The sequence below is a fragment of the Corynebacterium sp. KPL2895 genome, assembly GCF_040225815.1.
In the GTDB taxonomy this organism is placed as follows: domain Bacteria; phylum Actinomycetota; class Actinomycetes; order Mycobacteriales; family Mycobacteriaceae; genus Corynebacterium; species Corynebacterium rhinophilum.
The window spans coordinates 100,469-126,506 of record NZ_JBEHFY010000004.1 but is presented as its reverse complement, the minus strand read 5'-3'; the positions used below and the strand labels follow the sequence as shown (position 1 = coordinate 126,506).

At 59.9% G+C, this 26,038-nt stretch carries 24 protein-coding genes, 1 tRNA gene and 4 pseudogenes; 14 read left to right on the top strand and 15 right to left on the bottom strand.

The window, feature by feature from the left end:
- Positions 1–38: 38 nt before the first annotated feature.
- The 4 genes and pseudogenes from ABRP95_RS03035 to ABRP95_RS03020 form a co-directional block, all read left to right on the top strand.
- Positions 39–401: pseudogene (locus tag ABRP95_RS03035) on the top strand (FecCD family ABC transporter permease); the annotation flags it as partial.
- Positions 398–1,486: pseudogene (locus ABRP95_RS03030) on the top strand (FecCD family ABC transporter permease). The pseudogenes ABRP95_RS03035 and ABRP95_RS03030, both read left to right, overlap by 4 nt.
- A 70-nt stretch (positions 1,487–1,556) precedes the next feature.
- A pseudogene (locus tag ABRP95_RS03025) lies at positions 1,557–2,454 on the top strand (ABC transporter ATP-binding protein).
- A gap of 120 nt (positions 2,455–2,574) precedes the next feature.
- Positions 2,575–3,681, top strand: coding sequence for an esterase/lipase family protein (locus tag ABRP95_RS03020; protein ID WP_284782746.1), 1,107 nt, complete (start codon positions 2,575–2,577; stop codon positions 3,679–3,681).
- A gap of 437 nt (positions 3,682–4,118) precedes the next feature.
- Here ABRP95_RS03020 and ABRP95_RS03015 read toward each other — a convergent pair whose 3' ends face one another.
- The 3 genes from ABRP95_RS03015 to ABRP95_RS03005 are packed head-to-tail and all read right to left on the bottom strand — an operon-like array spanning position 4,119 to position 4,912.
- Positions 4,119–4,391: a hypothetical protein gene (locus tag ABRP95_RS03015; RefSeq protein WP_284782744.1), complete on the bottom strand. Its 273-nt coding sequence runs from the start codon at positions 4,389–4,391 to the stop codon at positions 4,119–4,121.
- Complete coding sequence (locus ABRP95_RS03010; protein WP_284782751.1) at positions 4,388–4,606, bottom strand: ABC transporter substrate-binding protein; 219 nt, start codon at positions 4,604–4,606, stop codon at positions 4,388–4,390. Before ABRP95_RS03010 ends, ABRP95_RS03015 begins: the two co-directional genes overlap by 4 nt.
- A gap of 18 nt (positions 4,607–4,624) precedes the next feature.
- Positions 4,625–4,912 carry a hypothetical protein gene (locus ABRP95_RS03005; RefSeq protein ID WP_284796565.1) on the bottom strand — a complete coding sequence of 96 codons (288 nt, stop codon included), beginning with the start codon at positions 4,910–4,912 and terminating at the stop codon, positions 4,625–4,627.
- 901 nt (positions 4,913–5,813) lie between these two features.
- Between ABRP95_RS03005 and ABRP95_RS03000 the strand changes: the two genes are divergently transcribed.
- Together ABRP95_RS03000 and ABRP95_RS02995 are read left to right on the top strand one after the other, a co-directional pair.
- The gene (locus tag ABRP95_RS03000) at positions 5,814–6,158 is read left to right on the top strand and encodes an alpha/beta hydrolase-fold protein (protein WP_349838936.1); all 345 of its coding nucleotides are present in this window, start codon (positions 5,814–5,816) and stop codon (positions 6,156–6,158) included.
- A 23-nt stretch (positions 6,159–6,181) separates the two neighbouring features.
- Complete coding sequence (locus ABRP95_RS02995; protein WP_284782737.1) at positions 6,182–6,370, top strand: hypothetical protein; 189 nt, start codon at positions 6,182–6,184, stop codon at positions 6,368–6,370.
- 191 nt (positions 6,371–6,561) lie between these two features.
- Here the strand turns inward: ABRP95_RS02995 and ABRP95_RS02990 are convergent.
- Together ABRP95_RS02990 and scpC are read right to left on the bottom strand one after the other, a co-directional pair.
- A tRNA-Lys gene (locus ABRP95_RS02990) sits at positions 6,562–6,634 on the bottom strand.
- Between the two features lie 141 nt (positions 6,635–6,775).
- Complete coding sequence (scpC, locus tag ABRP95_RS02985) at positions 6,776–8,278, bottom strand: succinyl-CoA:acetate CoA-transferase ScpC (RefSeq protein ID WP_284782734.1); 1,503 nt, start codon at positions 8,276–8,278, stop codon at positions 6,776–6,778.
- A 192-nt stretch (positions 8,279–8,470) separates the two neighbouring features.
- Here scpC and dusB point away from each other — a divergent pair, with 192 nt between their 5' ends.
- Positions 8,471–9,616, top strand: a complete 1,146-nt coding sequence (dusB, locus tag ABRP95_RS02980; protein ID WP_349838933.1) for a tRNA dihydrouridine synthase DusB — start codon at positions 8,471–8,473, stop codon at positions 9,614–9,616.
- Between the two features lie 58 nt (positions 9,617–9,674).
- Positions 9,675–10,403 carry a phosphate signaling complex protein PhoU gene (phoU, locus tag ABRP95_RS02975; RefSeq protein WP_284770386.1) on the top strand — a complete coding sequence of 243 codons (729 nt, stop codon included), beginning with the start codon at positions 9,675–9,677 and terminating at the stop codon, positions 10,401–10,403.
- A 78-nt stretch (positions 10,404–10,481) separates the two neighbouring features.
- On the opposite strand, the gene pstB is transcribed toward phoU, so the two are convergent.
- From pstB to mshD, 5 genes are all read right to left on the bottom strand, one after another.
- Positions 10,482–11,255 carry a phosphate ABC transporter ATP-binding protein PstB gene (gene pstB, locus ABRP95_RS02970; RefSeq protein WP_005279626.1) on the bottom strand — a complete coding sequence of 258 codons (774 nt, stop codon included), beginning with the start codon at positions 11,253–11,255 and terminating at the stop codon, positions 10,482–10,484.
- Positions 11,256–11,307: 52 nt separating this feature from the next.
- A complete protein-coding gene (gene pstA / locus ABRP95_RS02965; RefSeq protein WP_284770385.1) occupies positions 11,308–12,222 on the bottom strand; it encodes a phosphate ABC transporter permease PstA in 915 nt (304 codons plus the stop codon).
- Positions 12,223–12,234: 12 nt separating this feature from the next.
- Positions 12,235–13,287, bottom strand: coding sequence for a phosphate ABC transporter permease subunit PstC (pstC, locus tag ABRP95_RS02960; protein ID WP_284770384.1), 1,053 nt, complete (start codon positions 13,285–13,287; stop codon positions 12,235–12,237).
- Between the two features lie 135 nt (positions 13,288–13,422).
- Positions 13,423–14,529 carry a phosphate ABC transporter substrate-binding protein PstS gene (gene pstS, locus ABRP95_RS02955; protein ID WP_284770383.1) on the bottom strand — a complete coding sequence of 369 codons (1,107 nt, stop codon included), beginning with the start codon at positions 14,527–14,529 and terminating at the stop codon, positions 13,423–13,425.
- 224 nt (positions 14,530–14,753) lie between these two features.
- Positions 14,754–15,656: a mycothiol synthase gene (gene mshD, locus ABRP95_RS02950; RefSeq protein ID WP_349838935.1), complete on the bottom strand. Its 903-nt coding sequence runs from the start codon at positions 15,654–15,656 to the stop codon at positions 14,754–14,756.
- 33 nt (positions 15,657–15,689) lie between these two features.
- Between mshD and ABRP95_RS02945 the strand changes: the two genes are divergently transcribed.
- A complete protein-coding gene (locus tag ABRP95_RS02945; RefSeq protein ID WP_284770382.1) occupies positions 15,690–16,514 on the top strand; it encodes an LmeA family phospholipid-binding protein in 825 nt (274 codons plus the stop codon).
- On the opposite strand, the gene ABRP95_RS02940 is transcribed toward ABRP95_RS02945, so the two are convergent.
- Positions 16,511–17,536: a diacylglycerol/lipid kinase family protein gene (locus ABRP95_RS02940; RefSeq protein WP_410756190.1), complete on the bottom strand. Its 1,026-nt coding sequence runs from the start codon at positions 17,534–17,536 to the stop codon at positions 16,511–16,513. The two genes, ABRP95_RS02945 and ABRP95_RS02940, sit on opposite strands and share 4 nt — an antisense overlap.
- A 65-nt stretch (positions 17,537–17,601) precedes the next feature.
- Here ABRP95_RS02940 and ABRP95_RS02935 point away from each other — a divergent pair, with 65 nt between their 5' ends.
- Positions 17,602–18,297 (top strand): heme-binding beta-barrel domain-containing protein, encoded by a 696-nt coding sequence (locus ABRP95_RS02935; RefSeq protein WP_284782723.1) that lies wholly within the window; start codon positions 17,602–17,604, stop codon positions 18,295–18,297.
- 8 nt (positions 18,298–18,305) lie between these two features.
- On the opposite strand, the gene ABRP95_RS02930 is transcribed toward ABRP95_RS02935, so the two are convergent.
- Positions 18,306–19,175: an aminodeoxychorismate lyase gene (locus tag ABRP95_RS02930; RefSeq protein ID WP_284770380.1), complete on the bottom strand. Its 870-nt coding sequence runs from the start codon at positions 19,173–19,175 to the stop codon at positions 18,306–18,308.
- Positions 19,176–19,205: 30 nt separating this feature from the next.
- Between ABRP95_RS02930 and ygfZ the strand changes: the two genes are divergently transcribed.
- Both ygfZ and ABRP95_RS02920 read left to right on the top strand, forming a co-directional pair.
- Positions 19,206–20,270 (top strand): CAF17-like 4Fe-4S cluster assembly/insertion protein YgfZ, encoded by a 1,065-nt coding sequence (gene ygfZ, locus ABRP95_RS02925; protein ID WP_296088968.1) that lies wholly within the window; start codon positions 19,206–19,208, stop codon positions 20,268–20,270.
- 140 nt (positions 20,271–20,410) lie between these two features.
- Positions 20,411–20,608, top strand: coding sequence for a DUF3073 domain-containing protein (locus ABRP95_RS02920; RefSeq protein ID WP_023023830.1), 198 nt, complete (start codon positions 20,411–20,413; stop codon positions 20,606–20,608).
- A gap of 65 nt (positions 20,609–20,673) precedes the next feature.
- On the opposite strand, the gene purM is transcribed toward ABRP95_RS02920, so the two are convergent.
- The 3 genes from purM to ABRP95_RS02905 are packed head-to-tail and all read right to left on the bottom strand — an operon-like array spanning position 20,674 to position 23,662.
- A complete protein-coding gene (gene purM, locus ABRP95_RS02915; protein WP_284770378.1) occupies positions 20,674–21,726 on the bottom strand; it encodes a phosphoribosylformylglycinamidine cyclo-ligase in 1,053 nt (350 codons plus the stop codon).
- A gap of 24 nt (positions 21,727–21,750) precedes the next feature.
- Positions 21,751–23,247, bottom strand: coding sequence for an amidophosphoribosyltransferase (gene purF / locus ABRP95_RS02910; RefSeq protein WP_349838932.1), 1,497 nt, complete (start codon positions 23,245–23,247; stop codon positions 21,751–21,753).
- 10 nt (positions 23,248–23,257) lie between these two features.
- Positions 23,258–23,662: a sterol carrier family protein gene (locus tag ABRP95_RS02905; protein WP_239268336.1), complete on the bottom strand. Its 405-nt coding sequence runs from the start codon at positions 23,660–23,662 to the stop codon at positions 23,258–23,260.
- Between the two features lie 33 nt (positions 23,663–23,695).
- On the opposite strand from ABRP95_RS02905, the pseudogene ABRP95_RS02900 reads away from it, so the two are divergent.
- A pseudogene (locus ABRP95_RS02900) lies at positions 23,696–24,706 on the top strand (acyl-CoA thioesterase).
- Positions 24,707–24,795: 89 nt separating this feature from the next.
- Complete coding sequence (locus ABRP95_RS02895) at positions 24,796–26,025, top strand: asparaginase (RefSeq protein WP_349838931.1); 1,230 nt, start codon at positions 24,796–24,798, stop codon at positions 26,023–26,025.
- Positions 26,026–26,038 lie beyond the last annotated feature (13 nt).

The following is a 26,038-nucleotide window of genomic DNA, read 5'->3' as shown; positions in this document are numbered from 1 at the left end:
TGACAAACTACATAGGAACACCCCCCGCGCTGTCGTAATCCCTCAACTCCATTGCGCTTGGGGACGATCTCGCGGCATCGCTCGGCACGAAGGTGGGACGTACCCGCGTGCTTAGCCTGATTGCCGTCACCCTGCTCGCGGGTTCTGCCCCGGCACTGACCGGGGACATTAGCTTCGTAGGTCTGATGGTTCCGCATGTGGTGCGGTGGTTCGTAGGTCCTAATCAGCGGTGGATCATTGCCTACTCCGCCTTGGCAGCGCCCGTACTCATCCTCGCCGCCGATACTGTGGGGCGCATCGTTGCACGCCCCGGCGAGGTCGCAGCCGGCGTTGTCACCGCCCTCATCGGCGCGCCCGTTCTCATCGCCCTCGTGCGCAGAGGGAAGGTGAGTGGACTGTGAAAGAGACACAGCCTGAGCGCGTATCCCCCGGCTATCGCAGTGTTACTCTGCGTTCGCGCTGGTACTCGCATCGCATCCCGGTGCGGCTCGACGAGATCAGCGCGGTGCTTTTCCTCCTGGCCATCACCTTAGCCGCAATCTCACTCACGCTGGGCGAGTACCACCTCTCCTTCCCTGAGGTACTTCACGCGATCGGCATCGGTGGCGATAGCCCCCGAATCCACCGCGTCATCGTGAGGGAGTGGCGGCTTCCGGTAGCGATCTCGGCGGTATTCTTCGGAGCTCTGCTGGGCATAGGCGGTGCAATCTTCCAATCACTCACCCGCAATCCCCTGGGCTCCCCGGACATTATCGGCTTTGATGCCGGCTCCTACACCGCTGTGGCAATCACCGTTCTGGTGCTCGGATCGACGAGCTACTGGGGGACTAGCGGGTGCCGCTCTCATCGGCGGCGTCCTCACTACCCTAGCGGTCTATGGGCTGGCATGGTGCCGTGGCGTACAGAGCTTCCGACTCATCATCGTGGGTATCGCTATGTCCACCGCCCTCGGATCGCTGAACTCCTACCTCATCACCCGCGCGCTGGTAGAGGATGCCATGGTTGTCGGTTTTGGGCGGCGGGCTCGATTACTAGGGTGGAGTGGCAGGGACTCATCCCGGTGCTCATCCTGGGCACGCTCATCTTTGTGGCGGTTGCGCTGCTTGCCTCCTCCCTGCGCACGATGGAGCTGGGCGACGATGCCGCTACCACGCAGGGCCTTCGGGTGCAGCGCACCCGCCCCCTACTCATGGTCGAAGGCGTGGCGACAACCGCGCTCGCCGCTGCAGCGGCGGGCCCTATCGACTTCATCGCGCTCACCGCCCCACAATTGGCACGGCGGCTCACCCGCACCGCGGGGTTATCCCTGATGACATCGGCGGCGATGGGTTCCGCACTGCTGACCAGCGCCTATATCCTTTCCCTCATCATCGCCCAGTTCTACCGACAGATACCGGTGGGTCTTATCACCGTGTGCCTTGGTGGCCTCTACATGATGTGGCTGCTCGTGCACGAGGCGCGGCGTCAATATGGCTCACCGCGATAAAGCACCACTAAGGCCACGAGGCATTTAGACACCACATAGGCCGCGAACTAACCGAAAGGTAGCTCCTCATATGCCCACTCATAATTCTGCCCGACTTCGCGCCCTGGATGCCACCATTGGTTACGACGGCCGCATTATTTCCACGGGTTTTCCGTCAACATTAATGACGGCTCTTTTACCGCCATTATTGGCCCCAGTGGCTGCGGCAAATCAACGCTGCTGCGCGCATTAGCTCGCATGCTGACTCCGGCCGCAGGCAGCATTATTCTCGACGGAAAAGAAGTGCCTTCATGGGCACCAAAACAGGTTGCGCGGGAATTAGGTCTACTCCCACAAACGTCTTTTGCACCCGATGGCATTACCGTGGCCGATCTCGTGGGACGCGGGTGCGGCCCCGTACCAGAGCCTCTTCCACAAATGACGCGACAGCAATGAGAAGGCCGTCTACGCGGCGCTCGCCGCTACCCGCACCCCGGAGATTTCTGAGCGGTCCGTCGAGGAGCTTTCCTGTGGGCAGCACTAACGCGTGTGGATCGCTATGCTACTAGCGCAGCAAACTCCCATCATGCTGCTCGATGAGCCTACGACATTCCTGGATATCTCGCATCAGTACGAACTCATGGAGCTGTTACGCACCTTCCATGGGCAGGGAAAACAATCGTGACGGTGCTGCGCGACCTTATTCAGGCGGCGCGCTATGCCGACCGCCCCGTGGTCATGCGTCAGGGAAAGATTGTGACCACAAACTCCCCCATGACGTGCTCACCGCCGAGCTCATGGAGGATGTCTTTGACCTGCGGTGCCCGGTAGTACCCGATCCGGTAACGGGCACCCCCGGTGGTACCACCCGACTCGCGAGCCTCTGCCAATTAGTCGTTTCCATGAAGGAAACCACCCATATAGGGTGTTTTTCTTTTAATAAAGAACCATGTATAAACCGGATTATCTCCACCTATGGAATAGTGTGATTTTGACACATATAATATCAATGTTGTCCAGAACACACATTTGATAGCGTGAGACTCAGTCCAGCCAAACCCCCTCGCCGTGAAATACGCGGCACTGTTGTTGTAGGAAAGGATTCCCTCATGCGCCGTTCAATTCTGCGCACCACCGCCGCTTTCTTTGCCGCCGTCGGCCTCACAGCCTCCGCCGCCACCATCTCGACCGCCAATGCCACCCTCTCCAGCAAGCCCGCACCGGCGGCGTCCGAAAGCCCTGTCCTCCCCTGGACGGATATGGGACCGCACGGCCCCTACGCCAAGGACATCATCAACGGCATGGCCAAGCAGGGTCTAACGGAGAATCTCACGCCCCCGAGCGCCAATATCGCCTGCACCCCTGCCCCCGGAGAGAATCCCGTCGTGCTCCTGCACGGCATGAACTCGAATGCATACCAGACCTACGCGGGCATGTCCTCGAAGCTAGCCGAGCTTGGCAAGTGCGTGTACGCCTTCAACGTGGGCAAGATGCCGGGCACCCTCACCCCGGATGGAAGCTCTCTCATCGGTAGCGTGCCCATCACCCGCGCCATGGCTCCCTTCGAGACCTCCGTGGCGCAGTTCACCAACTACATCAACCGCCTGAAGGAACAGACCGGCGCCACCGAGGTTGACCTCGTGGGGCACTCCGCTGGTGCCACCATCGCCACCGCCTACGCCAAGCAGGAGCAGGGACACGGCGTCGGCACCATCGTATCCATCAGCGGCGTGCTGCACGGCACTTCCCTGCTAGGAGTTTCCTATGCTCTGGAAAAGCTCAACGCCCTGAATGGTTTCGGCGATAACCTCATCACCCTGGCCGTAAGCCCCAGCACCCGACAGTTGCTGCAGCACAGCGACTACATGGCGCAGCTCAACGAGGGCGGGATTGAGGTTCCCGGCGTGCGCTACGCCTCCATCTCCACCCGCTTCGATGAGGCCGTGACCCCGCTGGCCGCGAGCCAGTTCACATCCCCGGAAGCTACCAACCATGTGTTGCAGGACGGGTGCTCTCTGGATGCCTCCGAGCACGTGGGCATCACGTATTCTCCGCGCGCGATAGCATTGACCGCTAATGAGCTAGGTCGCAACGTCGAGGTGCCGTGCACCCCGGTGACAGGATTTATTGATGGTGGCTCCTCTATGGACGCCGACTGGCTCCCCAGTATGGATGACATCGTGAACCCCATCGCGGAGGGTTCCTCTAAGTTCTAGGGTCGCTCTTTACCCCCCCCCCCTTTTATAGCCCCTCTACTCCTTTCAGTTCATCGCGGCAGGACGCGAAAACTGCAAGGAGTTCCGCTTGTTATGTGCCAGACACCGAAAACTACTTTTAGAACAGTGGTGGCTCATCCCGGCAACACTGGTCATAGATCATCCCGATACTGCGGGCGTTCACAGTACAAACAGCCGTGCGCCGCTGCGTCATACTGCGGGCCCACCGCGCTCATCTGGTTCCGTGGTTTAGTACTCCCAGCGTGCCCGTCAATGCCATTAAGATTGAGGTACTCCGCTGCCCCACAGGCCGTGCCATCTCCCAGTGCGTTTTCAGAAAGCCATATCCCCTCCTGCGCGGGGCTCAATGGTTAGTGCGAGGTCGCCGTGGTCTTGGAGTTATGGCGCTGCGTCATCGGGTTGGGTGTCCTCTCGCATCAGGTCAGTTGAGGCGGCGCCGGAAAGCCCGGAAAGAATGGAAAACATAGAGTGAAACAACAAAGCTGGGTGATATCGGACCACTGCTTACCCATCGAGGTATCACCCTTAACGTCATCCGGCACCGTCATGATCTTGAAGCCCAGATCCTCAAGGATTTGCGTCTGCGGGGCTTCCTTAGTCAGGGCAGCAGCACCGGAGTTGTCACCGAACACCATGAACGGCGAGACCTCATCGCTCGGCACCTCGATCTCGTCCTTGGCTTTCTTCATCCGCTCGTCGAAGTCCTTGATGACTTCTCGGCCTCTTCTTCCTGGCCGGTGGCCTTGCCCAGCATGGTGGTCACGTCTTGCCACGGGGAGCCGGAGTAATCCACCACCATGACCGGGGCGATCTTGCGAAGCTCATCCACCTTGTCAAAGACGGAGTCGCCGGAGTTCTTTGCCACGATGATGAGGTCGGGGTCGTAGTTCACGACGTTTTGGATCTTCGGCTCGGCGTTCTCCTAGAGCTTGGCGAGGTCCTGCTCCTTGGCTTCCTTCGACCACGGATCGAAGAAGCCCTGATCATCCGACAAGCCAGCGCTATTGGGAACGGTCGCGCCAGACGCCACCACGGGGGCGTCGATAGCCAGCAGGGAGCCGGTGAGGGTGGTGGAAGTCGAGATGATGCGCTTCGGCTTCGAATCCAGCGTCAGATCCCCAGCATCGGTCTCGACAGTGCGCGGCCACTGCCCTTCATCGCTGCCGGAGGAGCTATCCGACGAGGCTGAGGAATTTTGAATCGTTAGCATCACTGGAATCGCTGGAGCTGCAGGCCACCAAACCGAAGCCGAGGGTCAGCGCTGCGCCCACGGCCACGGCAGCCCATGCAACACGGGAAGTACGAGTACGAACAGTGCGAGTCGTCATTAATATCTATCCCTTCTCGGAATGTAGTGGGGTTTGTCATGCATCGCCCAGCAGCCTTTGACTGAAAGAACAGCAACATTAGGCTAGCCTTGCATACGAAAGTTTTACTTTTGCCCCTTGCAGAATTCCGAAAAATTACCAAAAAGCGCAGGATAAAGACGTGCCTACTCCCCCTTCACGCCCCGCCCTGCCCATACGAGGCCCGGTTGATATTCAACGACTCGACCTACAGGCCGTGTATCGCACTCCACTCATCGAGGGGCTCTCCCAGGACACCGCACAGAACAAGAGCGCCTCACAAGCCACAGGCACCGCACAGGAGAAGTATCTACTCACCGTGGCGCGCCCTACCGACACAGCGGAGCAGCGCGCCCTGCTCTTTCTCGACTCCATCCCCCACAGCAACCGGAATGATGCCGAATCTTTTCTTCCCGAGCAGGTGACAGTCGCCGGGGTTCCATGGCACGTCGGCACATTCGAACTTTCAGCACCGCTACTGACGGGGCCGGGTACATGCTGCTCGATGAGCGGCATTTCGAAACAGGTAAAGAACGCCGCTTGTGGCACTCAGCACTCAAGCGCTACATACCGCTGCTCCCCACCCACGACATCGCTTCGCTCTGCGAGTTGGAACTCCCACCGGCATCCCACTCGGGCACGCCTAGCAGTGCTTCTCCTGGGCCAAATCCGTTGCTCTCCCCCTATCACCGCACAGCCCGTAGCTCCCCACATCACTAAAGGCACAGGCACAGGCACAGGCACAGGCGAGTATCACCAAGGGCTCTGGCACTCAGCGCATATGGATGTGCTGCTGCGCGCAGCCGAGGCTCGCGCGGATATTCCTCCTGCTGCGGTTCTCTTCTTTGGCCTGCTGATGTCGCCCACCGCAACGACATTCTGAGGGCACTGGAGCGCGGCGATGTCTTCCTCACCAAGGAACTCCTTCCCTGGGCGCAGCGCTTCTCCCCTGTCCTCTTGCCCGCGCAGCGAATTATTGCGGGGGCATCCTTAGGCGATTTCTTTGCGGCGGGAACGGTACACCGCATTCCCGAGGTCGTATCGCACGCTATCGTGCAATCGGCAGCTCTCTGGTGGCCTGATCATGGAATGGCTGAACTGCGCGCCTGACAAACGAGGACATTAACCCGCACGTGCGGGTTTTCCATGAAGTTGATTCCCTCGAGCCTTTCCCATTGGAGGAAAATCGCGAATTCGCTGCTGCACTCCGCACCACGCTAGGCAGCCGCTCACACGCCCGCGAATACCCCGGCGGGCACGACTACATGTGCTGGCGCAGGGGCATCAACGATGCCCTCCGCTGGTTCAACACTTCTCTGTAACGCGACTCAATCTTCCTCCAGCCATACAGTGGAATTACTAGTCGAAAATCGCGTTAAGTAATAGTAACTGTTAGGCCCACCCCTAGGCCCAACAATGGCCAAAACCGGCACCTCAGAAGAACAACTGAGATGCCGGTTTGTCAACAATGTCGCGACTGACCTGTCAAGCATGTCGCGACTCATGACAGATGTGGGCCCTGTGGGGATCGAACCCACGACCTGCGGATTAAAAGTCCGTAGCTCTACCAACTGAGCTAAAGGCCCAACGTGGCTCTATATTAGCGTGTTGACTTTTAGATCTCCTAATTGGGTGTATTCGTCTGAGTCCTTCGCTGAAGAATACCCACACAAAACGGGAGGAGGGCCTCCTAGCTGGAATACCCTCCTTTTATAGTCCGGTCAGTATTAACCGCGCATGTCACCCTTTTCTAGAAAGTTAACCTGGAAGTCGAAGGCGGTCTTCAAGTCGTGCGGGGTGTGCTGGAACTTGTTTTCCTTCGCACGCTCGTAGTACTCCTCCAACAGCGGACGGTAGTCCGGGTGAGCCACGGCGATGATCTTCTCTACGCGCTGCTTTGGAGCCAAGCCACGCAGGTCAGCCACACCGTATTCGGTGATGATGACCATGGTGTCGTGCTCGGTGTGGTCGGTGTGGGATACGAACGGAACCAGAGCGGAGATGGCGCCATCCTTCGCGATGGACGGGGACACGAAGGTGGAGATGTACGCGTTACGGGTGAAGTCACCAGAGCCGCCGGTGCCGTTCATGATGCGGGAACCGGACACGTTGGTGGAGTTGATGTTGCCGTAGATATCTCCCTCGATCATGCCGTTGGAAGAAATCAGGCCGACGCGGCGGATGACCTCAGGGTGGTTGGAAATCTGCTGCGGGCGCAAGATGATGTGGTTGCGGTAGCGGTCTGCTTCCGCGTTCATCTTTTCTGCGTACTCCGGCGACAGCGCGAAGGAGGTTGCAGAAGCCACGGTCATCTTGCCGGCATCGATGAGGTCCAGCATGCCGTCCTGGATAACCTCGGTATATGCCTGAATGTTTTCGAACTTGGAGTCCAAAAGACCTGCCATCACGGCGTTCGGCACGTTACCCACGCCGGACTGCATGATGAACTTGTCGTACTCGAGGCGGCCTGCGGCAACCTCGCCCTCCAAGAACTCGATGAAGTTAGCGGCGATCTTCTCAGAGGTCTCGTCCGGCTCGCGGAATGGAGCGTTGCGGTCTGCCGAGTTGGTCTTGACCACTGCAACGACCTTCTCCTCGGGGATCTCCATGTAGGTGGTACCGATGCGGTCACCCGGCTTGTTAATCGGGATGGGCTGGCGGTTAGGCAGCTTGTCGATGCGGTAGATGTCGTGCATGCCCTCGAGGTTCTCGGACTGCCACTCGTTGATCTCAATGATGATCTTGTCTGCGGCCTCGACGAACTCGAGGTTATTGCCCACTGCGGAGGACGGCACGATATTGCCTTCCTCAGTAATGCGTACCGCCTCAATGATGGCTACCTGGAAGTCACCGTAGAAGCCCTCTTCTACCTGCTGGCCCAAGTGGGACAGGTGAATGTCCTGGTAGAGCGCGGTGCCATCGTTGAACTGCTTACGCAGTAGCGGGTCAGAGTTGTATGGGGAGCGGAAGTTAATGGCCTCTGCCTCTGCCAAAACACCGTCACAGTCAGGGGCGGTAGAAGCACCGGAGAAGAGGTCAATCTTGAACTCTTCGCCCTTTTCGTGCAGCGCCTTCGCCTTATCTGCAATGGCGGTAGGCAAACCCTTGGGGTAACCTGCACCGGTGAAGCCGGAGATTCCTACGCGGTCACCATTGTTGACGTACTTCGCAGCCTCCTCTGCAGAAACTACGAGCTTCTCAAACGGGGCGTATGCGATTCTATCGGACAACTGTCATCCTCCTTCATATACGAGTAGACCGGTGTTACGGCCAACCCAATTTAGTTACACAGACCACAGTAGCGAAAATTAACGTTTTCGCCACCATCCTTTTGTGACTTTCACCCCAATAATGGGATTCCTCGGTGGCCGCCACCTTCGTTTCAGTTGCTAAATTCCGCGGTTAACGAGCACAATTAGGGCGTGAATTTGCGCATTGGAAACTATGACCTCTCCTCCCCCGTCATCCTCGCTCCCATGGCGGGGGTAACCAACGTCGCCTTCCGCACGTTGTGCCGGGAACAGGAGCTGGCCCGCACTGGAACGGTGTCGGGCTTGTATGTCTGCGAGATGGTCACCGCGCGCGCCCTAGTGGAGCGCAACGAGAAAACCATGCACATGACCACCTTTGCCCCGGATGAAGATCCGCGTTCCCTGCAGATTTATACGGTGGATCCGGAATACACCTATAAAGCAGCCAAGATCATCGTGGATGAGAACTTGGCTGACCACATCGACATGAACTTTGGCTGCCCCGTTCCCAAGGTGACCAGGCGTGGCGGCGGCTCTGCCCTGCCTTATAAGCGCCGCCTCTTTGGCAATATCGTCTCCGCCGCGGTCAAGGCCACCGAGGGCACGAATATCCCCGTTACGGTGAAGATGCGCGTGGGCATTGATGACGAGCACCATACGCATCTCGATGCCGGGCGCATCGCCGTGGATTCCGGCGCCGCCGCCGTAACCCTGCACGGTCGCACGGCCGCGCAGCGCTATTCTGGCGATGCCCGGTGGGATGAGATCGCCCGGCTCAAGGAACACCTCGCGGATACCGGTGTTCCGGTGCTGGGCAATGGCGATATTTTCCGCGCCGATGACGCCCGCCGCATGATGGAGGCCACCGGCTGCGATGGCGTGCAGGTGGGCCGCGGCTGCCTGGGCCGGCCGTGGCTATTCGCGGAGCTGGGTGCTGCCTTGCGCGGCGAGTCCATCCCCGCCGAGCCCACCTTGGGCGAGGTCACCCAGATAATCTTGCGTCACGCAGAGCTGCTCGCGCAGCACGAGGGTGAAGAGCACGCATCCAGGGACATCCGCAAGCACATTGGCTGGTACCTGCGTGGCTTCCCCGTCGGCGGGCAAGTGCGCGCCGGCTTGGCCAAGGTGGATTCCTTAGAGAGCCTGCGCGAATTGCTGGCACCCTGGGCAGATTCTGATGCTTTGGCTGCCGATGCCGATGGTGCGCGCGGGCGCCAGGGCTCGCCTTCTAAGGTCGCGCTTCCCGATGGCTGGCTCGATGACCCCGAGGATGAATTCGTTCCGGTCGGCGCCGATATTTATAACTCCGGCGGCTAAAATCGCGCAGGTGTGACTCAGCAAGCATTTACCCGGTTTGTGAGCTATCATTTTCTGCATGCGTACTGCCTACCGTGAACATCTGGACAACTTCTCGCACGACCTCATCGTCATGTGCGATACCGTCCGCACCATCATGGATAAGGCCTCCCAGGCGCTGCTCGATCGCGCACTGGAACCCGCGGAGGAGGCGCTCAGCCTTACCGAGGAACTCGATGAGATCCGCTCACGCTGCTCCGAACGCGCGGTAAAGCTTTTGGCGTTGGAAAACCCCATGGCTCAGGATCTGCGCCAGGTGGTGTCTTCCATCTATATTGTCGAAGACCTCTTCCGCATGGGTCAGCTGGCCCAGCACATTGCCGATGCCGCGCGCCGCCGCCACCCTGAGGCCGTTGTACCCGCTGAATACCTCGGGTTCATGGAGGAGATGTTCCGCTTAACCCAGGAAATGGGTTCGGTGGTACACGATATTTTAGTTACCCCAGATGCCGAGCTATCCGTTAATCTGCGTTCTGATGATGATGCGGTGGACGATATTAACCATCACCTGCTGCGCATTCTCACCCAACGCGAATGGAACGGAACGGTGCGCGAGGCCGTAGAAACGGCGCAGATTACCCGCTACTACGAGCGCTACGCGGATCACTGCGTCTCCGTGGCTGGACGTATCATCTACTTTGCCACCGGCCTATTGCCGGAAGAGTTTGAAAAGAAGCTCCAAGAGGACCAGAAGGATGCCGAGTTCGAGGCCCGCATGAGCGAGTTAGAGCGCCAATTCCGCCGCTAATAAACGCTAAAACTGCCACAAGGGCGGTACCTCCCTGCGCTGGAGGTACCGCCCTTTTCGGACAATCAGAGTCTACTTTTAGCCGAAGCGACCAGAGATGTAGTCTTCGGTCTCCTTCTGGGAAGGGTTCTCAAAGATGCGGGTGGTTTCATCGAACTCCACTAGGTGGCCCGGCTTGCCGGTAGCTTCTAGGGAGAAGAAGCCGGTCTTATCGGACACACGGGCGGCCTGCTGCATGTTGTGGGTCACGATGACGATGGTGAAGTTTTCCTTCAGCTCGTGGATAAGGTCCTCCACGGCCAGGGTGGAAATCGGGTCCAGTGCGGAGCAGGGCTCGTCCATCAGCAGGACTTCTGGTTCCACGGCAATCGCGCGGGCGATGCACAGGCGCTGCTGCTGACCACCCGAGAGGCCGCCGCCCGGCTTATCCAGGCGGTCCTTGACCTCGTCCCAGAGGTTAGCGCCGCGCAGGGACTGTTCGGCTACTTCCTTGAGCTTCTTTTTATTCTTCTCACCAGACAGCTTCAGACCGGCAACGACGTTGTCTTCGATGGACATGGTGGGAAATGGGTTGGCCTTCTGGAAGACCATGCCGATGGTATTGCGCACGGAAACTGGGTCGACCTTGGGACCGTAGATATTGGTGCCATCGAGCAGGATCTCGCCCTTGACGGATGCGCCAGGGATGACCTCGTGCATGCGGTTTAGGGTGCGCAGCACGGTGGATTTACCGCAGCCGGACGGGCCGATGAAGGCGGTTACGGCTTGTGCCGGGATCTGCATATTTACGTTCTGTACGGCGTGGAAATCACCGTAGAAAATATCGACGTCATTGAGCTCGAGCTTAGACATTGTGGAGGTTTCTCCTCTAGAAGGGGTGTATAAGTGGCGGAATCGTGTGCGGCTATTTCTTGACCGAGAACTTCGCGGAAATTACTCGCGCCGCAATATTGAGGATGGCGATGAGGATAACCAGCGTCAGCGCTGCGCCCCACAGCTTATCCAGCACGGCGGGCTGCGCGCCGGCCTTGTACATATCAAGCATCATCAGCGGCAGCGAAGATTGCGAGCCCTTAAACGCGTCCCAGTTGATGACCGAGGAGGAACCAACCAAGACCAGAACTGGGGAGGATTCACCCATCACGCGGGCAATGGCCAGCATGATGCCGGTCACGATGCCGGATAGGGCTGTCGGCAGCACGATGCGTGCGATGGTCTTCCACTTGGGCACGCCGAGGGCATAGGAAGCCTCGCGGAGGTCCATGGGGACCACGCGCAGCATCTCTTCGGTATTGCGCACCACGATGGGGATCATCAGCAAGACCAAGGACAGGGCGACGGCCAAGCCGGAGCGGCCAAAGCCGAAGAGCGTGATCCACATGGCGAAGATGAACAACGCTGCCACGATGGAGGGCACGCCGGACAAGATGTCCACCATGAAGGTGGTGGTACGGCCGAGCCAACCACCCTTGGAGTATTCCACCAAGTATATGGCGGTAAAGATACCGATCGGAATGGACAGGATGGAAGCCAGGGCGGTTTGCACGAAGGTACCGACGATGGCGTGTGCGGCACCGCCGCCTTCGGCACTATTCATCACGCCGCGCTGGGACAGCGTCCACCAGTCAGCGGAGAAAATCACGCCGCTACCGCGAGAGATGAGCTCCCACAGTACCCAGATCAAAGGGACCATCGCCAAGGCCATAGCGCCCCATACAACGACGGTGGCAATGCTATTGGCCGCTTTGCGGGAACCGGAGATTTCCAGGAAGGTTGCCCCGCCAGCGGAGGCGGGCTTGTTATTTGTCGTAGTAGTCATTGTTGTCCTTCCTTACTTGCTCTTCACGATGGCGCGGGCAATGGCGTTGACCACAAACGTCAGCAAGAACAGCATCAAACCGGCGGCGATATAGGCACCGGCGCGCGTCTCGTTACCGAACTCGGCCGCGGCGAGGGCGATGGCGGTAGCGAAGGTGGTACCGCCATCGAAAAGCGAGAAGCGGAAGTCCACCAGCGGCGAGACCACCATGTACAGCGCCATGGTCTCACCCAGAGCGCGGCCCAAGCCCAGCATGGAGCCGGCGACGTAGCCGGACATGCCGAATGGTAGGACGGTCATGCGGATGACTTCCCAGCGCGTAGCGCCCAGCGCCAAGGCGGACTCGATCTGGCCCGGAGGGGTTTGCACGAATACCTCGCGGGCGGTAGCGGCGATGATCGGCAGAATCATCACGGCTAGCACGATGCCACCGGTAAAGAGGTTGCGGCCGGTAGCAAAGGCGGGCGAATTATCGTATTGGGTAAACAGGAAGAACCCGCCGGCCCAGGATTCCAACCATGTGTAGAAGCCGGACAGGGCCGGTCCGAGGACCTGCCAACCCCATAGGCCGTAGACGATGGACGGCACTGCGGCCAGCATGTCCACCAAGAAACCCAGCGGCTTAACTAAGCGGGCTGGGGCGTAGTTGGACAAGAAGATGGCAATCGCAAGTGCGACTGGCATGGCCAGAAGCAGGGCGAAGACCGAGATGAGGACGGTAGTGCCGAACATGGTCGGGATACCGAACTTCATCGCGGAAGTATCGGTGGTCTCCCAGCGTTCACCGTGGGTGAAAAAGCCCAATAGTCCATTCTCGTTCACGCTGAGCGCAGGAACGGCACGCCAGATAAGGAAGGCGGCAATCGCCGCGATCATCACGGTAATCAGCGTGGCAGAGGCCGTGGAGAGGAATTCGAAAATGCGGTCACCGGGGCGCTTGACGGAGCTACCGGAGCTGGAGGTAGCCAAGTCATTCTCGTTATCGCCACGGGTATGAGGCTGTTCGGCGCCAGAGACAGGAAGGGCCTCCGAGGTCGATGCCTGGGTGAGATTATTGTCTGCCATGAGACGTACTAATCCTTATTTGAAGTGGAACAAAGGGACATACGATGTACATGCCTGCGCCCCCAAAGCGCGTCTCGAGGGCGGCAGTGGGGGCGGGCGGAATGTTATTTCTCGAGGTAAAGCGGAGTTTACGCGTTACTGCAGTGCGTCAACAGCGCTCTTCAGGCGGTCAAGGTGGTCGCCCTTAACCGGGATGAAGCCCTGCTCTGCCAACTGGTCATCCTGGTGGTCCAAGACGTTGGTGAAGAATCCCTTGACCAGTTCAGCGGTCTCGTCATCGTAGCCGGCGGAGCAGACGATGTTGTAGGTGGTCAAGATGAGCGGGTATGCACCCTCAGCATCGGAAGCGAAGAGAGCCTTGGAGTCAACGACCATGTCATTCTCAGAAGCGGTGTCCTTGAACTCCAGGTTCTCCAGTGCCTTGTTGACGGTATCGTCATTCAGCTCAACCGGGCCGTTGCCAAAGTCGATATTGGCCTTCTTGACACCGTCAGCTTCCTTCTGGTCGGCGAAGCCGGCCTCAACGTAGGTGATAGCACCCTCGATGTTTGCTACCTGGTCAGCAACACCGGCGGAGCCGTTTGCGCCCTCACCTACAGCGTCAGGGAACTGCTTGCCTTCGCCGTCCCAGTTACCAGTGGAGGCGTTGAGGAACTTCTGGAAGTTATCGGAGGTACCGGACTCGTCAGAGCGGAAGATGACGTGGATGTCGGTGTCCGGCAGGTCTGCGCCTTCGTTATCAGCGGCGATGGCCTCGTCGTTCCACTTCTTGATCTCGCCCTTGAAGATCTTGGCAAGGGTATCGGTGGAGAGGTTGATCTCCTGATCACCCAGGTTATAAGCAATGGCAACCGGGCCGATGGTGGAAGGCAGGTGCCATGCGTCGTTGCCATCGCAACGCTCCTTGGCGGCCTCAATTTGGCCGTCGTCTTCCTTCAACGGGGAGTCAGAACCAGCGAAATCTGCCTGGCCGTTGATGAAAGCCTCAACACCCTTACCGGAACCGGAAGCGGTGTAGGACAGGTTTGCGTCTGGGTTGTCCCCTGCGAAGGCGGTGCCGAAGTAGGACATTGCGTTCTGCTGGGAGGACGCGCCCTCACCAACAAGCTCGCCAGCAACACCGCTGCCGTCGGAGGAACCCGAGGAGTCAGAGGAGGTGTCCTCAGAACAAGCTACGAGAGCGGTAGAGGTAGCGGCCACGAGGCCGAAGATAGCGGCAGAGCGCTTGAAGTTGCGAATCACGGGAAAACCCTTTCCGGTGCAGATCAGAGATTGATTGTCCGAGGAAACCGCATCCCCAGAAAAGGGGAACCTACATCCCACGTCCGCTTTTCGGGAGCGGGGTGCAGGTGCGCAGGTGCGGCTTTCTCACAATCAGTAAAGCTAACCGGAGGAATTAACCAGCAGGGTGCCGTGAGGTAAACAATTAATGAACAAGCTAGAAAGGTGACATGACCTTAATCACACTAACCCCAGACGACATGCTCTTCATCAACGGAAAAGCCTAGACGCTTGTAGGCCTTGAGCGCCGGTTCATTGTCCGCTTCCACGTACAAAATGACCCGCTGAGCCCCCTTTTCTACCATGCGGCGCAGGCCAATCTGCAGCAATGGTCCGCCTAATTTTTGGCCACGGTACGCCTCTGCAAGGCCCACCACGTAGACCTCACCAAAACCGGGATCTTCCTCGTCGTGCCACTTTGTCCAGTGGAATCCGGCAAGGGTCGGGTGCCCCTGCTCTTTCTCATCCCAGAAGAACAAGACATCTTGAGGATCGAACCACTCGGCCTCCATGCCGCGGTGCAGGCGCTCTAAATCCCAGCCGCCTTGCTCTGGGTGCCAAGAAAAGGCCTCGTTATTAACACGCAGCCACTCCTGTTCCACGGTGTCCTTACCCCACTTGTCCACTGCCTCGCTGTAATTGGCGGCCTGCAGCGGTAACTCGCCCACTTGTGCCGCGCTATCCAGATCCGCGCCATCGATACCCATGACCACAAGGGTGCGGGTGACTTTCAGGTCGCGGGAGTTAGCCAGGGCCTGGGCCGGCTTGCCATTGCCATGTGCCCAAGTCTCGAGGTTAGTGGTGGCGTTAGCAGTGGCATCGTAAAGCGCGGTGCCATAGCCTTTACCACGATAGTCTGGGGCGATAAAAAGCTCCGCGGTGGAATCCTCGCGGCTCGATACGCCAATAGGGGCGCCGTCCAACCAGGCCACCAAGTGCTTGTGGTGCAAGCGCTCATCGCGCAGGCCGTTGAGGAATTGCTCTGAAAGCGGGGCGATGCCATCGGCCTTTTCCGCGTGCGCTGCTAGTTCTTCCAGGGTGCCCGCCAACTCTGGGGAGGCGGGGAGGTTTTCTTCGGTGATATTCATGGTGTCCATGATACGTAGGCTAAATTTGAAGGTGTGAGTGTAGTCAAAGTCGACCGGCGCATTGTGCACGTCCTCATCCTGGTGGGCGTGGTCTTTGCTGGATGGGTGGCCGATGCCTGCGTGGCCATGCATTCTGAGCACAAGATTGCCCAGGAGGTAAAGGAGAACTCCCGGCTGGAAAACTCCCCTCAGGTGTATATCGGCGGCACCCCGTACCTGTTGGCGGCAGGCTCTAAAGAAATCCCCTATTTGCAGGTCAAGGCCCTCGACGTGGAGGTTCCCAAGCTGGGCATGGTCAATGCCTCGACCGTGCTGCGCGATATCACCGTTACCCCTGAGCAGGTAGTAAACGGCGATATTGAAGGCGCACCAGTATCCACGTATTCGCGCGGGATCTCCCTGGACGGCGTTGCGCTGGGACGCCTTTTGGGCATTACCGATCTCTCCATTGCCAACCCGGATGATATTTCGCCCTCCGGCGGCGTTTCTGCCGAGGCGGAGCTTACCGGCACTCTGCCCGGCGATAAGGAAAAATCCACCGCCATGGTCACGCTGCGCCTAGTAGGCCCGGAGTTTCGCATGGAGGTCTACGGCACCGATGATCCGCGCCTCAAGGAGGCGTTTTCCCTCAACTTCGATACGCGCGAGCTCCCCCTGCCGGCGCAGGCCACGATGGTAAGGCTGCAGGGCGGCACCATTTACTTTGAGGTCCAGCGCCGCAATATCAAGGTCCAGATGGCCCAGCTTTCCCCGCTGGAAATCGAGGGTTCGGAGCAACGGGCCGTGGAAGAGGCCGAAAAGAAGGCGGCCGATACCGCCAATAAGGTAGGTCCTGCCCCAGATGAGGACGAATCCTAACGAAGGCGAATAAAGTCCCGCAGCACTTCCTGCACGGAGCGCTGGGCCACCTGCCGCCTGTCTTGCGGCGCGTAGACCTCAATGGCATCGGCCACAGAGGTCAGCGTTACATGGCGGAAGGTCCCCTCGGATTCGCCATCGGCCTGGAAGCGCTGCGGGGTATGGCAATCGAGCTCGACGCGCTTGGCATCATCAAAGCCCAAGGTCTTTTCCTTCACCAGGCGTTTGAGCCAGCCGTGCTTATCGGCACCAAAGAGGTGCAGCAGGCCAATGACCCCACGCACGCCGCTGAGCTTCTCCAGCCCAAAAAGGGCTAGGCCCTCATCGAAGGAATTGCGCGGGTTGGTCACCACCGGCAAGGGGCCCAAGAAAGTCCAGGGGTTGGTATTAGAGGTAAATAAGAGTGGGAAGTCCTTCTTATGGAGCGTCTGCCCCAAACGGGATTCTGCGTACACCGTGATCTGCGGCGGGTTGCGGCGCGCGCGCAGCCAAGCCCGAATAGCCACGTTGAGGTAGCGCAGCGGGGTGGCGGAAAAGCCTTGTTCGCGGGCGCGGTCCACGCGTGCGAGGACGTCCGCGTCCATGCCAAAACCGGCGTTGACGGCAAACCAGCGTTCGTTCCAGGTGCCCAGGTAAATGGTGCGGCGCAGATCGCGCTCTAGCATGCGGGCCAAGACGTGGGTGGCCTCAACCGGCGTATTGGGAAAGCCGAGGGCGCGGACGAAGACGTTCGCGGAGCCGGTGGGAATGACGGCGAGCGCCGGGACCTCGTGCGGGCTGGGGAGATCTTCACCGGCCGACCCCAGCAGGCCATTGACGATCTCATTGACGGTGCCATCGCCACCCACGGCAATGATGACATCATAATCATCCCTGGTCAGCCCCCGGACGATGTCTTCTGCATGCCCTGGGTAATGGGTGAATTTCACCAATAGGTGCATGCCTTCTACGGCCCGCAGGGCGGGTACGATTTGGCGAAAGAGCCCGTTGGATTGCGAGGTCGAATTGGGATTGGAAATCATCAGCGCATGCACAACTGACTAGTCTAGTAGTTAAAGCACCCCCAGCACGACTAGGCTGGACGCCCATGAGCGAAAATACCGAGAACACCAATACCCCGAACGTCGAGACCGCCGCCGCGTCCCACCCGGAAAACACCTCCGGCGCGCTCAATGGCAATGACGCGGTCAACCAGGCCGCCGAGCAGTGGAAGGATGCGGCCAGCCACAATATCCCCGCCATCGAGCTTGGGGATGTCCCCGTCCCCGCAGATACCGCCAATCTGCGCCAGGGCCCTTCGCTGCACGATGGCCTGCTGGGGCTGCTCCCCCTCGTAGGCGTCTGGCAGGGCGAGGGCCAGGCCCACGACACCGATGGCAGCGAATACACCTTTGGCCAGCAGCTGGTCGTCGCCCACGACGGCGAGAATTACCTGACCTTTAGCTCGCGCACCTGGAAGATCGATACCGAGGGCAAGCCGCAAGGCCCGTCTACCCGTGAGACCGGTTTCTGGCGCATCTCCGCCAAGGATGAAATCGAGGTCACCTACACCTCTTCCACCGGCATCGTGGAAATCTTCTACGGCGAGCCCTTCAACGAGCGCGCTTGGCAGCTCGAATCCGCTTCCACCATGGTCACGGAGACCGGCCCGAAGAACCTGGGCCCCGGCAAGCGCATGTACGGCCTCATGCCCAATAACAACCTGGGCTGGGTAGATGAGCGCATAGTCGATGGTGAGATGCGCCCCTACATGTCCGCCGAGCTCACCCGCATCGCAGGCTAAGCAGCTGGCTAAGCCCCTAGCGCGGCATCGATAAGGCCTCGGATTTCTTCCTCGTTATCCGGGGCTTTTAACGTTTTTTCATTCAGCTTGGTCACCCGCACCGCCACGCGCACGGAAGAGACCAACCACACCGAATCGGATTTTTCTAAGTACTCCACCGTCAGCGGCTTGGCCTTGCAGCGGTAACCGCGGTCCTGGGCGTAATCAAAGAGCGCTGCCTGCGTGGTGCCGGGCAAAATGCCGCGGCCGGCGGCGGTGCGCAGTTTCTTTCCCCGCACCGCCACCACGGTGGAGGTAGCGCCCTCTAAGATTTCGCCGGTATCTGGATCCGTCAAGATGAGATCGTCGTAGCCCTTGTCCTTGGCCATGCGCAGCATCGCCATCGTCGCGGCGTAGTTGAGCGTCTTGGCCGGTAGCTCTTCGGCCACGTGCCACAGGCGCGGGCTCGTCATGACGGTGACGCCGGTGGCGCGTTGGCGCAGCGGGACATCGCCAAGCGGCTGCACCGTCACCCACGCGGTGGGCACGCCGGTCGAGGCCCGGCCGCGGGTATAGGTCCAGGTGCATTTGGCATCGGCAAGCTCGGTATCGGCGCCGCAATAATCCGCAATTGCCAGCCGGGTCGCCTCTTCCCACTTATTCATCGGCGGCTCCGGCAGGTCGAGCGCCCGCGCCGAATCGCGGAAGCGCTGCGCGTGACGAGCAAGGTTGGCCGCCTTCCCGTCCCGGACCAACAGCGATTCAAAGATGCCATCGCCGCGGGTCACGGCGGCATCATCGGCATAGACCAGCGGCAGGGAGGGCGAATGCTTGCGCACCGACCCACCAAAAGGTTCCACGACGTAGATGACCGGCTCTTTTCGCGGGGAAGGTTTCATACGCTCGATTATGCCCTACCATCGGTAGATGTGAGTTATTCTTCGCCACTTCTTCAACGCGCCGGTGCCGCCGAGCACCAGGACGCGACTGTACTCGATGCCCAAGGTGTGGCCTGGCACTATGGCAATCCCCTCGGGGAACAGCGTGCGGCCGAGACCAGGACCATCGCCATCGACCGCTCGCAGCGCCGCGTGCTGCGTGTAAGCGGGGCTGATGCGCCGGGATTTCTTAATAACCTGCTTTCGCAGAAGCTTGACGATGCCCCCTCCGGCTTCTCCGCCGGCGCCCTCGACCTGGATATCCAAGGCCACATTTTGCACCACATGGATATCACCCGCGAGGGCGAGGACTTCTACCTCGATCTGCCCGCCGCGCAGTTCGAATCCGCCCAGGACTTTTTTACCAAGATGGTCTTTTGGTCTGAGGTCACGGTCGAGGAAGCAGACATCGCCATCGTGACTTTGCTGGGTGAGGCCGATATTCCTACCCCACCCACCGTGGCTTTTTCCCGCGAGGTGCTATGGCCGGGAATCAAACGCATTGACCTGGGTATTCCGCGCGAAAAATTGGTGGAATCCATGGCTGACCTAGAGGCAGAGGGCGCGCGCTTGGCTGGGCTCATGGCCTTTACTGCCGAGCGCGTGCGCGCCCGCGAGCCGGAGCTGGCCGCCGACTTGGATAAGAAATCCATCCCGCACGAGGTTCCGCAGTGGATTAGCCGCAGCGATGCCGACCCCGCCCACGTGCACCTGAATAAGGGCTGCTACCGCGGCCAAGAAACCGTGGCGCGCGTGGAGAACCTGGGCCGCTCTCCCCGCCTCTTAGTGCTCCTCCACCTCGACGGATCCGCGCCGGAGCGGCCGAATGTGGGCGATGACATTTCATTTAATGAACGTAAGGTAGGTCGCATCGGCACCATCGTGGATGACTGCGATTTCGGCCCCATCGCCTTAGGCTTGGTCAAGCGTTCTGCGCTGGATGCAGGCACATTGGATATCGGCGATACCGCGGCGTCCATTGATGCCTCCTCCATCCCCGAAGATGAGGGCCCCAAGGCCGGGCGCGAGGCGGTAAACCGGCTGCGCGGGCGATAGATTTTCCACTCATCGGGGGCCGGTGCGGAATTTTTTCGTCACACGCGCTATTGTGTCTTACAGGAAGATACACAATTGACAAGCCGATGGGGCGCCCAAGAATCCCTGGAGCGCCCTACTAGCCCAAGGGGGTCATGCACATGGGACGCGGACGCGCTAAGGCAAAGCAGACCAAAGTTGCACGCCAGCTCAAGTACAACTCACCCGAGATGGATATCGAGTCCCTTCAGCGGGAACTCGCTGCTCAGCAGGAGGGTGACTCCCACGACTACGAAGAGGATGATCCCTACGCCGAGTATGTCGACGAATGGGATGAGGACAACGACGACGAGCGCTAATCTTCCGCTCGCCGGATAGATCCACAAAAGGCCTTAGGTTTTAACCTAAGGCCTTCCTCTTGTACCTAGAAGTTGGAGTGTTCGCCGTGCATGATAACGCGCGGTTCTTCGCCGTCTGCTTCGCGGACGCTGCCCAGCTCCCACGCATCGATGTGGCGGGCGGTAAGCATGGCCAGCGCGCGGTCACGGTCCTCCGGGTTGACCACGGCAATCATGCCCACGCCCATGTTGAAGGTCTTTTCCATCTCTGCCAGCTCAACCTTGCCCATGGAAGAAATGAGCTTAAAGATCTGGCCCGGATTCCACGTGGAGCGGTTGACCTCAGCGCTCAGACCCTCTGGAATAACGCGCTCCAGGTTGCCGGCCAACCCGCCGCCAGTAACGTGGCAGAAGGTGGATACGGAGCATTCCTGCGCCAGCGCTAGGCATTCCTTGGCGTAGATGCGGGTGGGTTCCAAAAGCTCCTCGCCTAGCGGGCGGCCGAGCTCTTCCACATAACCATCTAGCGGCATGCCCGCCTGCTCCAGCAGGACGTGGCGCGCGAGCGAATAGCCGTTGGAGTGAAGCCCAGATGAGCCCATGGCGATGAGCACATCGCCCTCGCGCACGTTTTCTGGGCCCAACACGCCATCGGCCTCGACCACGCCGACGGCGGTGGCGGAGACGTCGTATTCGTTCTCCCCCATCATGCCTGGGTGTTCCGCGGTCTCGCCGCCGAGCAGAGCAGCGCCTGCCTGCACGCAGCCCTCTGCAATGCCCTTAACTACCTCGGCTACCTTTTCCGGCACGACCTTGCCCACGGCAATGTAGTCCTGCAGGAAAAGCGGCTCGGCGCCGCAGACGACTAGATCGTCGACGCACATGGCCACCAGATCGATGCCGATGGTGTCGTGCTTATCCATGGCCTGCGCCACGGCGAGCTTGGTGCCCACGCCATCGGAGCCAGCCGCGAGAATCGGTTCCTTGTAATCGCCCAGCTTGAATAGCCCTGCAAAGCCGCCGAGGCCGCCCATGACCTCCGGGCGGGTGGCGCGCTTGGCGTGTGGGGCAAATAGGCTTACCGCGCGGTCGCCTTCTTCGATATTGACGCCGGCTGCGGCGTAGGTGTTGTCACTCATGTTTTAGAAGTTCCTTAGAAGTTTTTATTCGGTTCCGAGCAGGGTGCGCACGGCATCGGCATTGGGGTTTCCTGCGGGAAGACCCAGGGGATATTCGCCGGAGAAGCAGGCGGTGCACAGCTCGGAGCGGGGCTGCTCGGTGGCGGCGACCATTTCATCGATGGAGACAAAGCCCAAGGAGTCAGCGCCGATGGTCTCGCAGATGGTGGAGCAAATCTCGTCCGGATCATCGGACGGGCTGGCGTTGGCAATCAGCTCGCCGGGCGAGGCGAAGTCGATGCCATAAAAGCACGGCCACTTCACCGGCGGGGAGGCGATGCGTACATGGACCTCGGCGGCGCCGGCCTCGCGCAACATGCGGATAAGCGCGTGCTGGGTATTGCCGCGCACGATGGAATCATCCACCACGACGAGCTTCTTGCCGTCGATGACCTCGCGCAACGGGTTGAGCTTTAACCGGATGCCCAGCTGGCGCAGGGTCTGCGTGGGCTGAATAAAGGTGCGGCCCACATACGCGTTTTTCACCAAGCCGTGGGCGAAGGTGATGCCGGATTCGCGGGCGTAGCCCACCGCGGCCGGGTTGCCGGATTCCGGTACGGGGATGACCAGGTCTGCATCCTCAACCGGGTATTCGCGGGCCAGGCGGCGGCCGATCTCCACGCGGGAGGCGTTGACGGAGCGGCCCTTGATATCGCTATCCGGGCGGGCCAAGTACACGTACTCGAAAACGCAGCCGCTGCGCTTGACGGGTGCGAAGTTTTCAGAGCGGATGCCGGCCTCATCAATGGCGACGAGCTCGCCCGGCTCGATTTCGCGAATAAATTGCGCGCCACAGATATCCAGCGCACAGGTTTCAGAGGCAACGACCCAGCCCTTGGCCAGCCGGCCTAGCACCAGCGGGCGCACGCCCTGCGGGTCGCGCGCGGCGTACATGGTGTGGCCATCAGTAAAGGTCAAGCAGAATGCGCCCTTCACCCGTGGCAGGAGCTCGCGGGCGGAGTCGAAGACGGAGGTGGTGTCATCGACGCCATCGGCAAGCAGCATGGACAAACACATCGAGTCAGAAACCGATTCCTCGTGCGGCTTAATCAGGCCGCGCTCGACGGCCTCTGCGCGCAGCTCGAGGTAATTGACTAGGTTGCCGTTGTGGCCCAAAGCAATGTCCACGCCCGTCGAGGAGGTGGAAAACATCGGCTGCACGTTGGACCATTCCTTGCCGCCGGCCGTGGAATAGCGCGTGTGGCCCACCGCCACGTTGCCGGTTAAGGCAGAAAGGGTCGATTCATCGAAAATATTGGCCACCAGGCCCATGTCTTTGAAGACGACGATGCGGTCATCATCGCCCACCGCAATGCCGGCGGCTTCTTGGCCGCGGTGCTGGAGAGCAAAAAGGCCAAAGTAGGTAAGTTTGGAGACTTCCTCCCCGGGAGCCCAGACGCCAAAGACGCCACACTCTTCGCGGGGTTCCTCCTCGTTACGATCGTCAAGGTCAGTGATACTAGGAGTATGTACTTCTACCACGGCGTTTATATTAGCGCGTTGGGCCGTCGAAAACTAACGGAATGATGGGCAGCCACTGCGCAATCTCCCCTGAACGCGACCCGGAAGCATCGATGCGACCTGTGTTTTTGACCTCGTCCCAGTCCGTGACACCGGTGGCCAAACGCAGCCAAGTCTCCGCATCCATTTCCACCACATTGGGTGGGGTGCCGCGCGTATGACGAGGGCCTTCAATGCACTGCACCGCAACAAATGGGGGTACGCGCAGCTCCACCGAGTGCCCCGGCGCGTCGGCCTCGAGGGTGCGGGCGGTGCGACGGACGGCATCGGCAAGCAGGGCCCTGCCTGGCTTTTGTTGCCCGTCCGGGTCCTGAATCCAATCCTTGATGGCGATGACTGCCGCGCGCGTGGCAGCGGGATCTACGGGTTTAGGCATAGCCACAGCATAGCTACTGTTATCTTATTGTTTATGTCACCTACTGACGCTGCTGCGGAAACCCAAAAGTCCCCTACCCTGACGCTGCGCTTTATGGCATCGCCAACCGATGTCACCATGGCCGGCGCCCCCGGCATCAACGGCGGGCGCGTGCTGGAGTGGATCGATAAGGCCGCCTACGCCTGCGCCGTGCAGTGGTCTGGGCAGTACTGCGTGACCGCCTATGTGGGCCATATCCACTTCACCCGGCCCATTCCCTCCGGGCACATCGTGGAGGTGCGCTCGCGCATCGCGATGACCGGCCGGTCCTCCATGCACATCATCAACGAGGTGCTGTCTGCTGATCCCCGCGAGGGCATTTTCACCCGCGCCTGTGATTGCCTAGTCATCTTTGTGGCCAAGGATCCCGAAAGCGATAAGACCACCCCGGTTCCCACCTTCGTTCCCGATACCGATGAGCACCTGCGCGTGGCCGAGGCCGCGAAATCCCGCATCGAGCTGCGCAAGGCCATCGAGCTCGAGATGGACAAGCAGACCTACGATGGGCCTTCCGATGCCCCACGCATGGTCAACCGCTTCCTAGCCAAGCCCACCGACGTCAACTGGGGCGGCAAGGTACACGGCGGCACCGCGATGCAATGGATCGATGAGGCCGGCACCGCCTGCACCATGGAGTAGTCCGGCGAGCGCACCGTCGCCGTCTACGCCGGTGGCATCCGCTTTTATAAGCCCATTTCCATCGGCGATCTCATTGAGGTCGATGCCCGCATGATGCGCACGGACCGCCGCTCCATGCAGATGTCCATCCACGTCCGCGCCGGCGATCCCCGCGGCGGCCGCGATAACCTCAAAACAGCCATCCACGCCACCGTGGCCTATATTGCCCTGGACCGCGACGGGCAGCCGCTGACCGCGCGCACCTTTACCCCACAGACGGAAGAAGATATCCGCCTGGCCGAGCACGCCAATATCTTGCGCGAGCTGCGCGGCGAATATTCCCCGAAGCCGCTCATCGTGGCCCCGCACTACCAGCACGTGGATTAAATTTTCAGCACAATTTCTTTTGCGCGGCGCCCGCGCATCAGCGTGGTATTAAATTGGTTACTGAGACCACGCTAGAGAAATGAGTTGATATGTCTAACCCACGCCTGCGCCGCAGGGTGCAGTACTCCGCCGCATTAATTGCCTCCGCAGTGCTGCTGGCCTCCTGCCAGAACCCGGCCAACCAGGAGGATAAAGATGAGGCTTCGGCTACGCCGACGACCACCTCTTCTTCTACCTCCGCAGAAAAGACCTCAGAAGCATCTTCCACGGCATCGAGTTCTAGTTCCGCTACCAGCTCCAGTAGCGCCAGCAGCTCCGCCACTAGCTCTTCCACCACTTCCGCCAAGTCGAGCGGTACCCACGCAAAACAGCGCTCCGAAATCGAAGGACATGTGGTGGTGCTTTCTACCGGCGGCACCATCGCAAGCACCCACGATGACAAAGGCGCGGTGGTGCCCACCGTAAAGGGCTCTGATTTGGTAGACCCGCTGTACTCCGAGTTCGACAAAGACAAGCTGGAGCTCGAGGTCAAAGACATTGCCAACCTGGATTCTTCTGCGATGACTTTGGCCGATACCGATAAAGTCATCACTGCTGTACAAGAGCAGCTAGAACGCGATGACGTCGATGGCGTAATCGTCACCCACGGGACCGATTCCATGGAAGAAACCGCTATTGCGCTCGATACTTTCCACGACAGCGATAAGCCCGTCGTACTCACCGGTGCGATGCGCCCGTTCGATGACGATGATCCAGACGGCCTGGAAAACCTCGCTACCACGGTAGAGACCGTCACCAACCCGGACTATGCCGGCCACGGCGCATTCATCGCCTTTGGCGGCAAGGTTATCCCCGCCCGCGGCGCGTTCAAATCTGATACGGAAAAGGCCGATGGCTTTGCTACCAATAGCCAGGAGAAATTCCCAGAACGCCCCGAGCCGCTGAAGTACGCTCCGCTTGGCGATGTCCGCGTGGACATCATCGCCGCCTACCCCGGCGCCCCAGCGGATCTCATTGAGCAATCCTTGGCCAAGGGCGCGCAGGCCATCGTCATAGAGGGCATGGGTTCAGGAAATATCGGCCCCGATCTGGCTACCGCCGCCATGGAAGCCGCCAAGTCCGTTCCCGTCGTGCTTACTACCCGCGTGGATCACGGACCCGTCGAGGGTATCTACGGCGGCACCGGTGGCGGTGCCACGCTTGCCGATGCCGGCGTCATCCCTTCCGGTAACCTCCGCGCACCCCAGGCCCGCATGCTGCTCGCAGCCGCAGTTGCCACGGGAACGGATGCACAGAAGCTCTTTCCAACTGCAAAATGAGGCCGTATACTTT

What these genes read in the sequence shown, in the direction of transcription:
- purM (WP_284770378.1), bottom strand. Translation starts at nt 21,726, where the DNA reads ATGAGTGACAACACCTACGCCGCAGCCGGCGTCAATATCGAAGAAGGC.
- ABRP95_RS02895 (WP_349838931.1), top strand. Translation starts at nt 24,796, where the DNA reads ATGTCTAACCCACGCCTGCGCCGCAGGGTGCAGTACTCCGCCGCATTA.
- ABRP95_RS03005 (WP_284796565.1), bottom strand. Translation starts at nt 4,912, where the DNA reads ATGCTAACGATTCAAAATTCCTCAGCCTCGTCGGATAGCTCCTCCGGC.
- phoU (WP_284770386.1), top strand. Translation starts at nt 9,675, where the DNA reads ATGCGTACTGCCTACCGTGAACATCTGGACAACTTCTCGCACGACCTC.
- pstB (WP_005279626.1), bottom strand. Translation starts at nt 11,255, where the DNA reads ATGTCTAAGCTCGAGCTCAATGACGTCGATATTTTCTACGGTGATTTC.
- ABRP95_RS02930 (WP_284770380.1), bottom strand. Translation starts at nt 19,175, where the DNA reads ATGAAACCTTCCCCGCGAAAAGAGCCGGTCATCTACGTCGTGGAACCT.
- ABRP95_RS03015 (WP_284782744.1), bottom strand. Translation starts at nt 4,391, where the DNA reads ATGAAGAAAGCCAAGGACGAGATCGAGGTGCCGAGCGATGAGGTCTCG.
- pstA (WP_284770385.1), bottom strand. Translation starts at nt 12,222, where the DNA reads ATGACTACTACGACAAATAACAAGCCCGCCTCCGCTGGCGGGGCAACC.
- ABRP95_RS02935 (WP_284782723.1), top strand. Translation starts at nt 17,602, where the DNA reads ATGAGCGAAAATACCGAGAACACCAATACCCCGAACGTCGAGACCGCC.
- ABRP95_RS02940 (WP_410756190.1), bottom strand. Translation starts at nt 17,536, where the DNA reads ATGATTTCCAATCCCAATTCGACCTCGCAATCCAACGGGCTCTTTCGC.
- ABRP95_RS02905 (WP_239268336.1), bottom strand. Translation starts at nt 23,662, where the DNA reads ATGCCTAAACCCGTAGATCCCGCTGCCACGCGCGCGGCAGTCATCGCC.
- ABRP95_RS03020 (WP_284782746.1), top strand. Translation starts at nt 2,575, where the DNA reads ATGCGCCGTTCAATTCTGCGCACCACCGCCGCTTTCTTTGCCGCCGTC.
- mshD (WP_349838935.1), bottom strand. Translation starts at nt 15,656, where the DNA reads ATGAATATCACCGAAGAAAACCTCCCCGCCTCCCCAGAGTTGGCGGGC.
- ABRP95_RS02920 (WP_023023830.1), top strand. Translation starts at nt 20,411, where the DNA reads ATGGGACGCGGACGCGCTAAGGCAAAGCAGACCAAAGTTGCACGCCAG.
- pstC (WP_284770384.1), bottom strand. Translation starts at nt 13,287, where the DNA reads ATGGCAGACAATAATCTCACCCAGGCATCGACCTCGGAGGCCCTTCCT.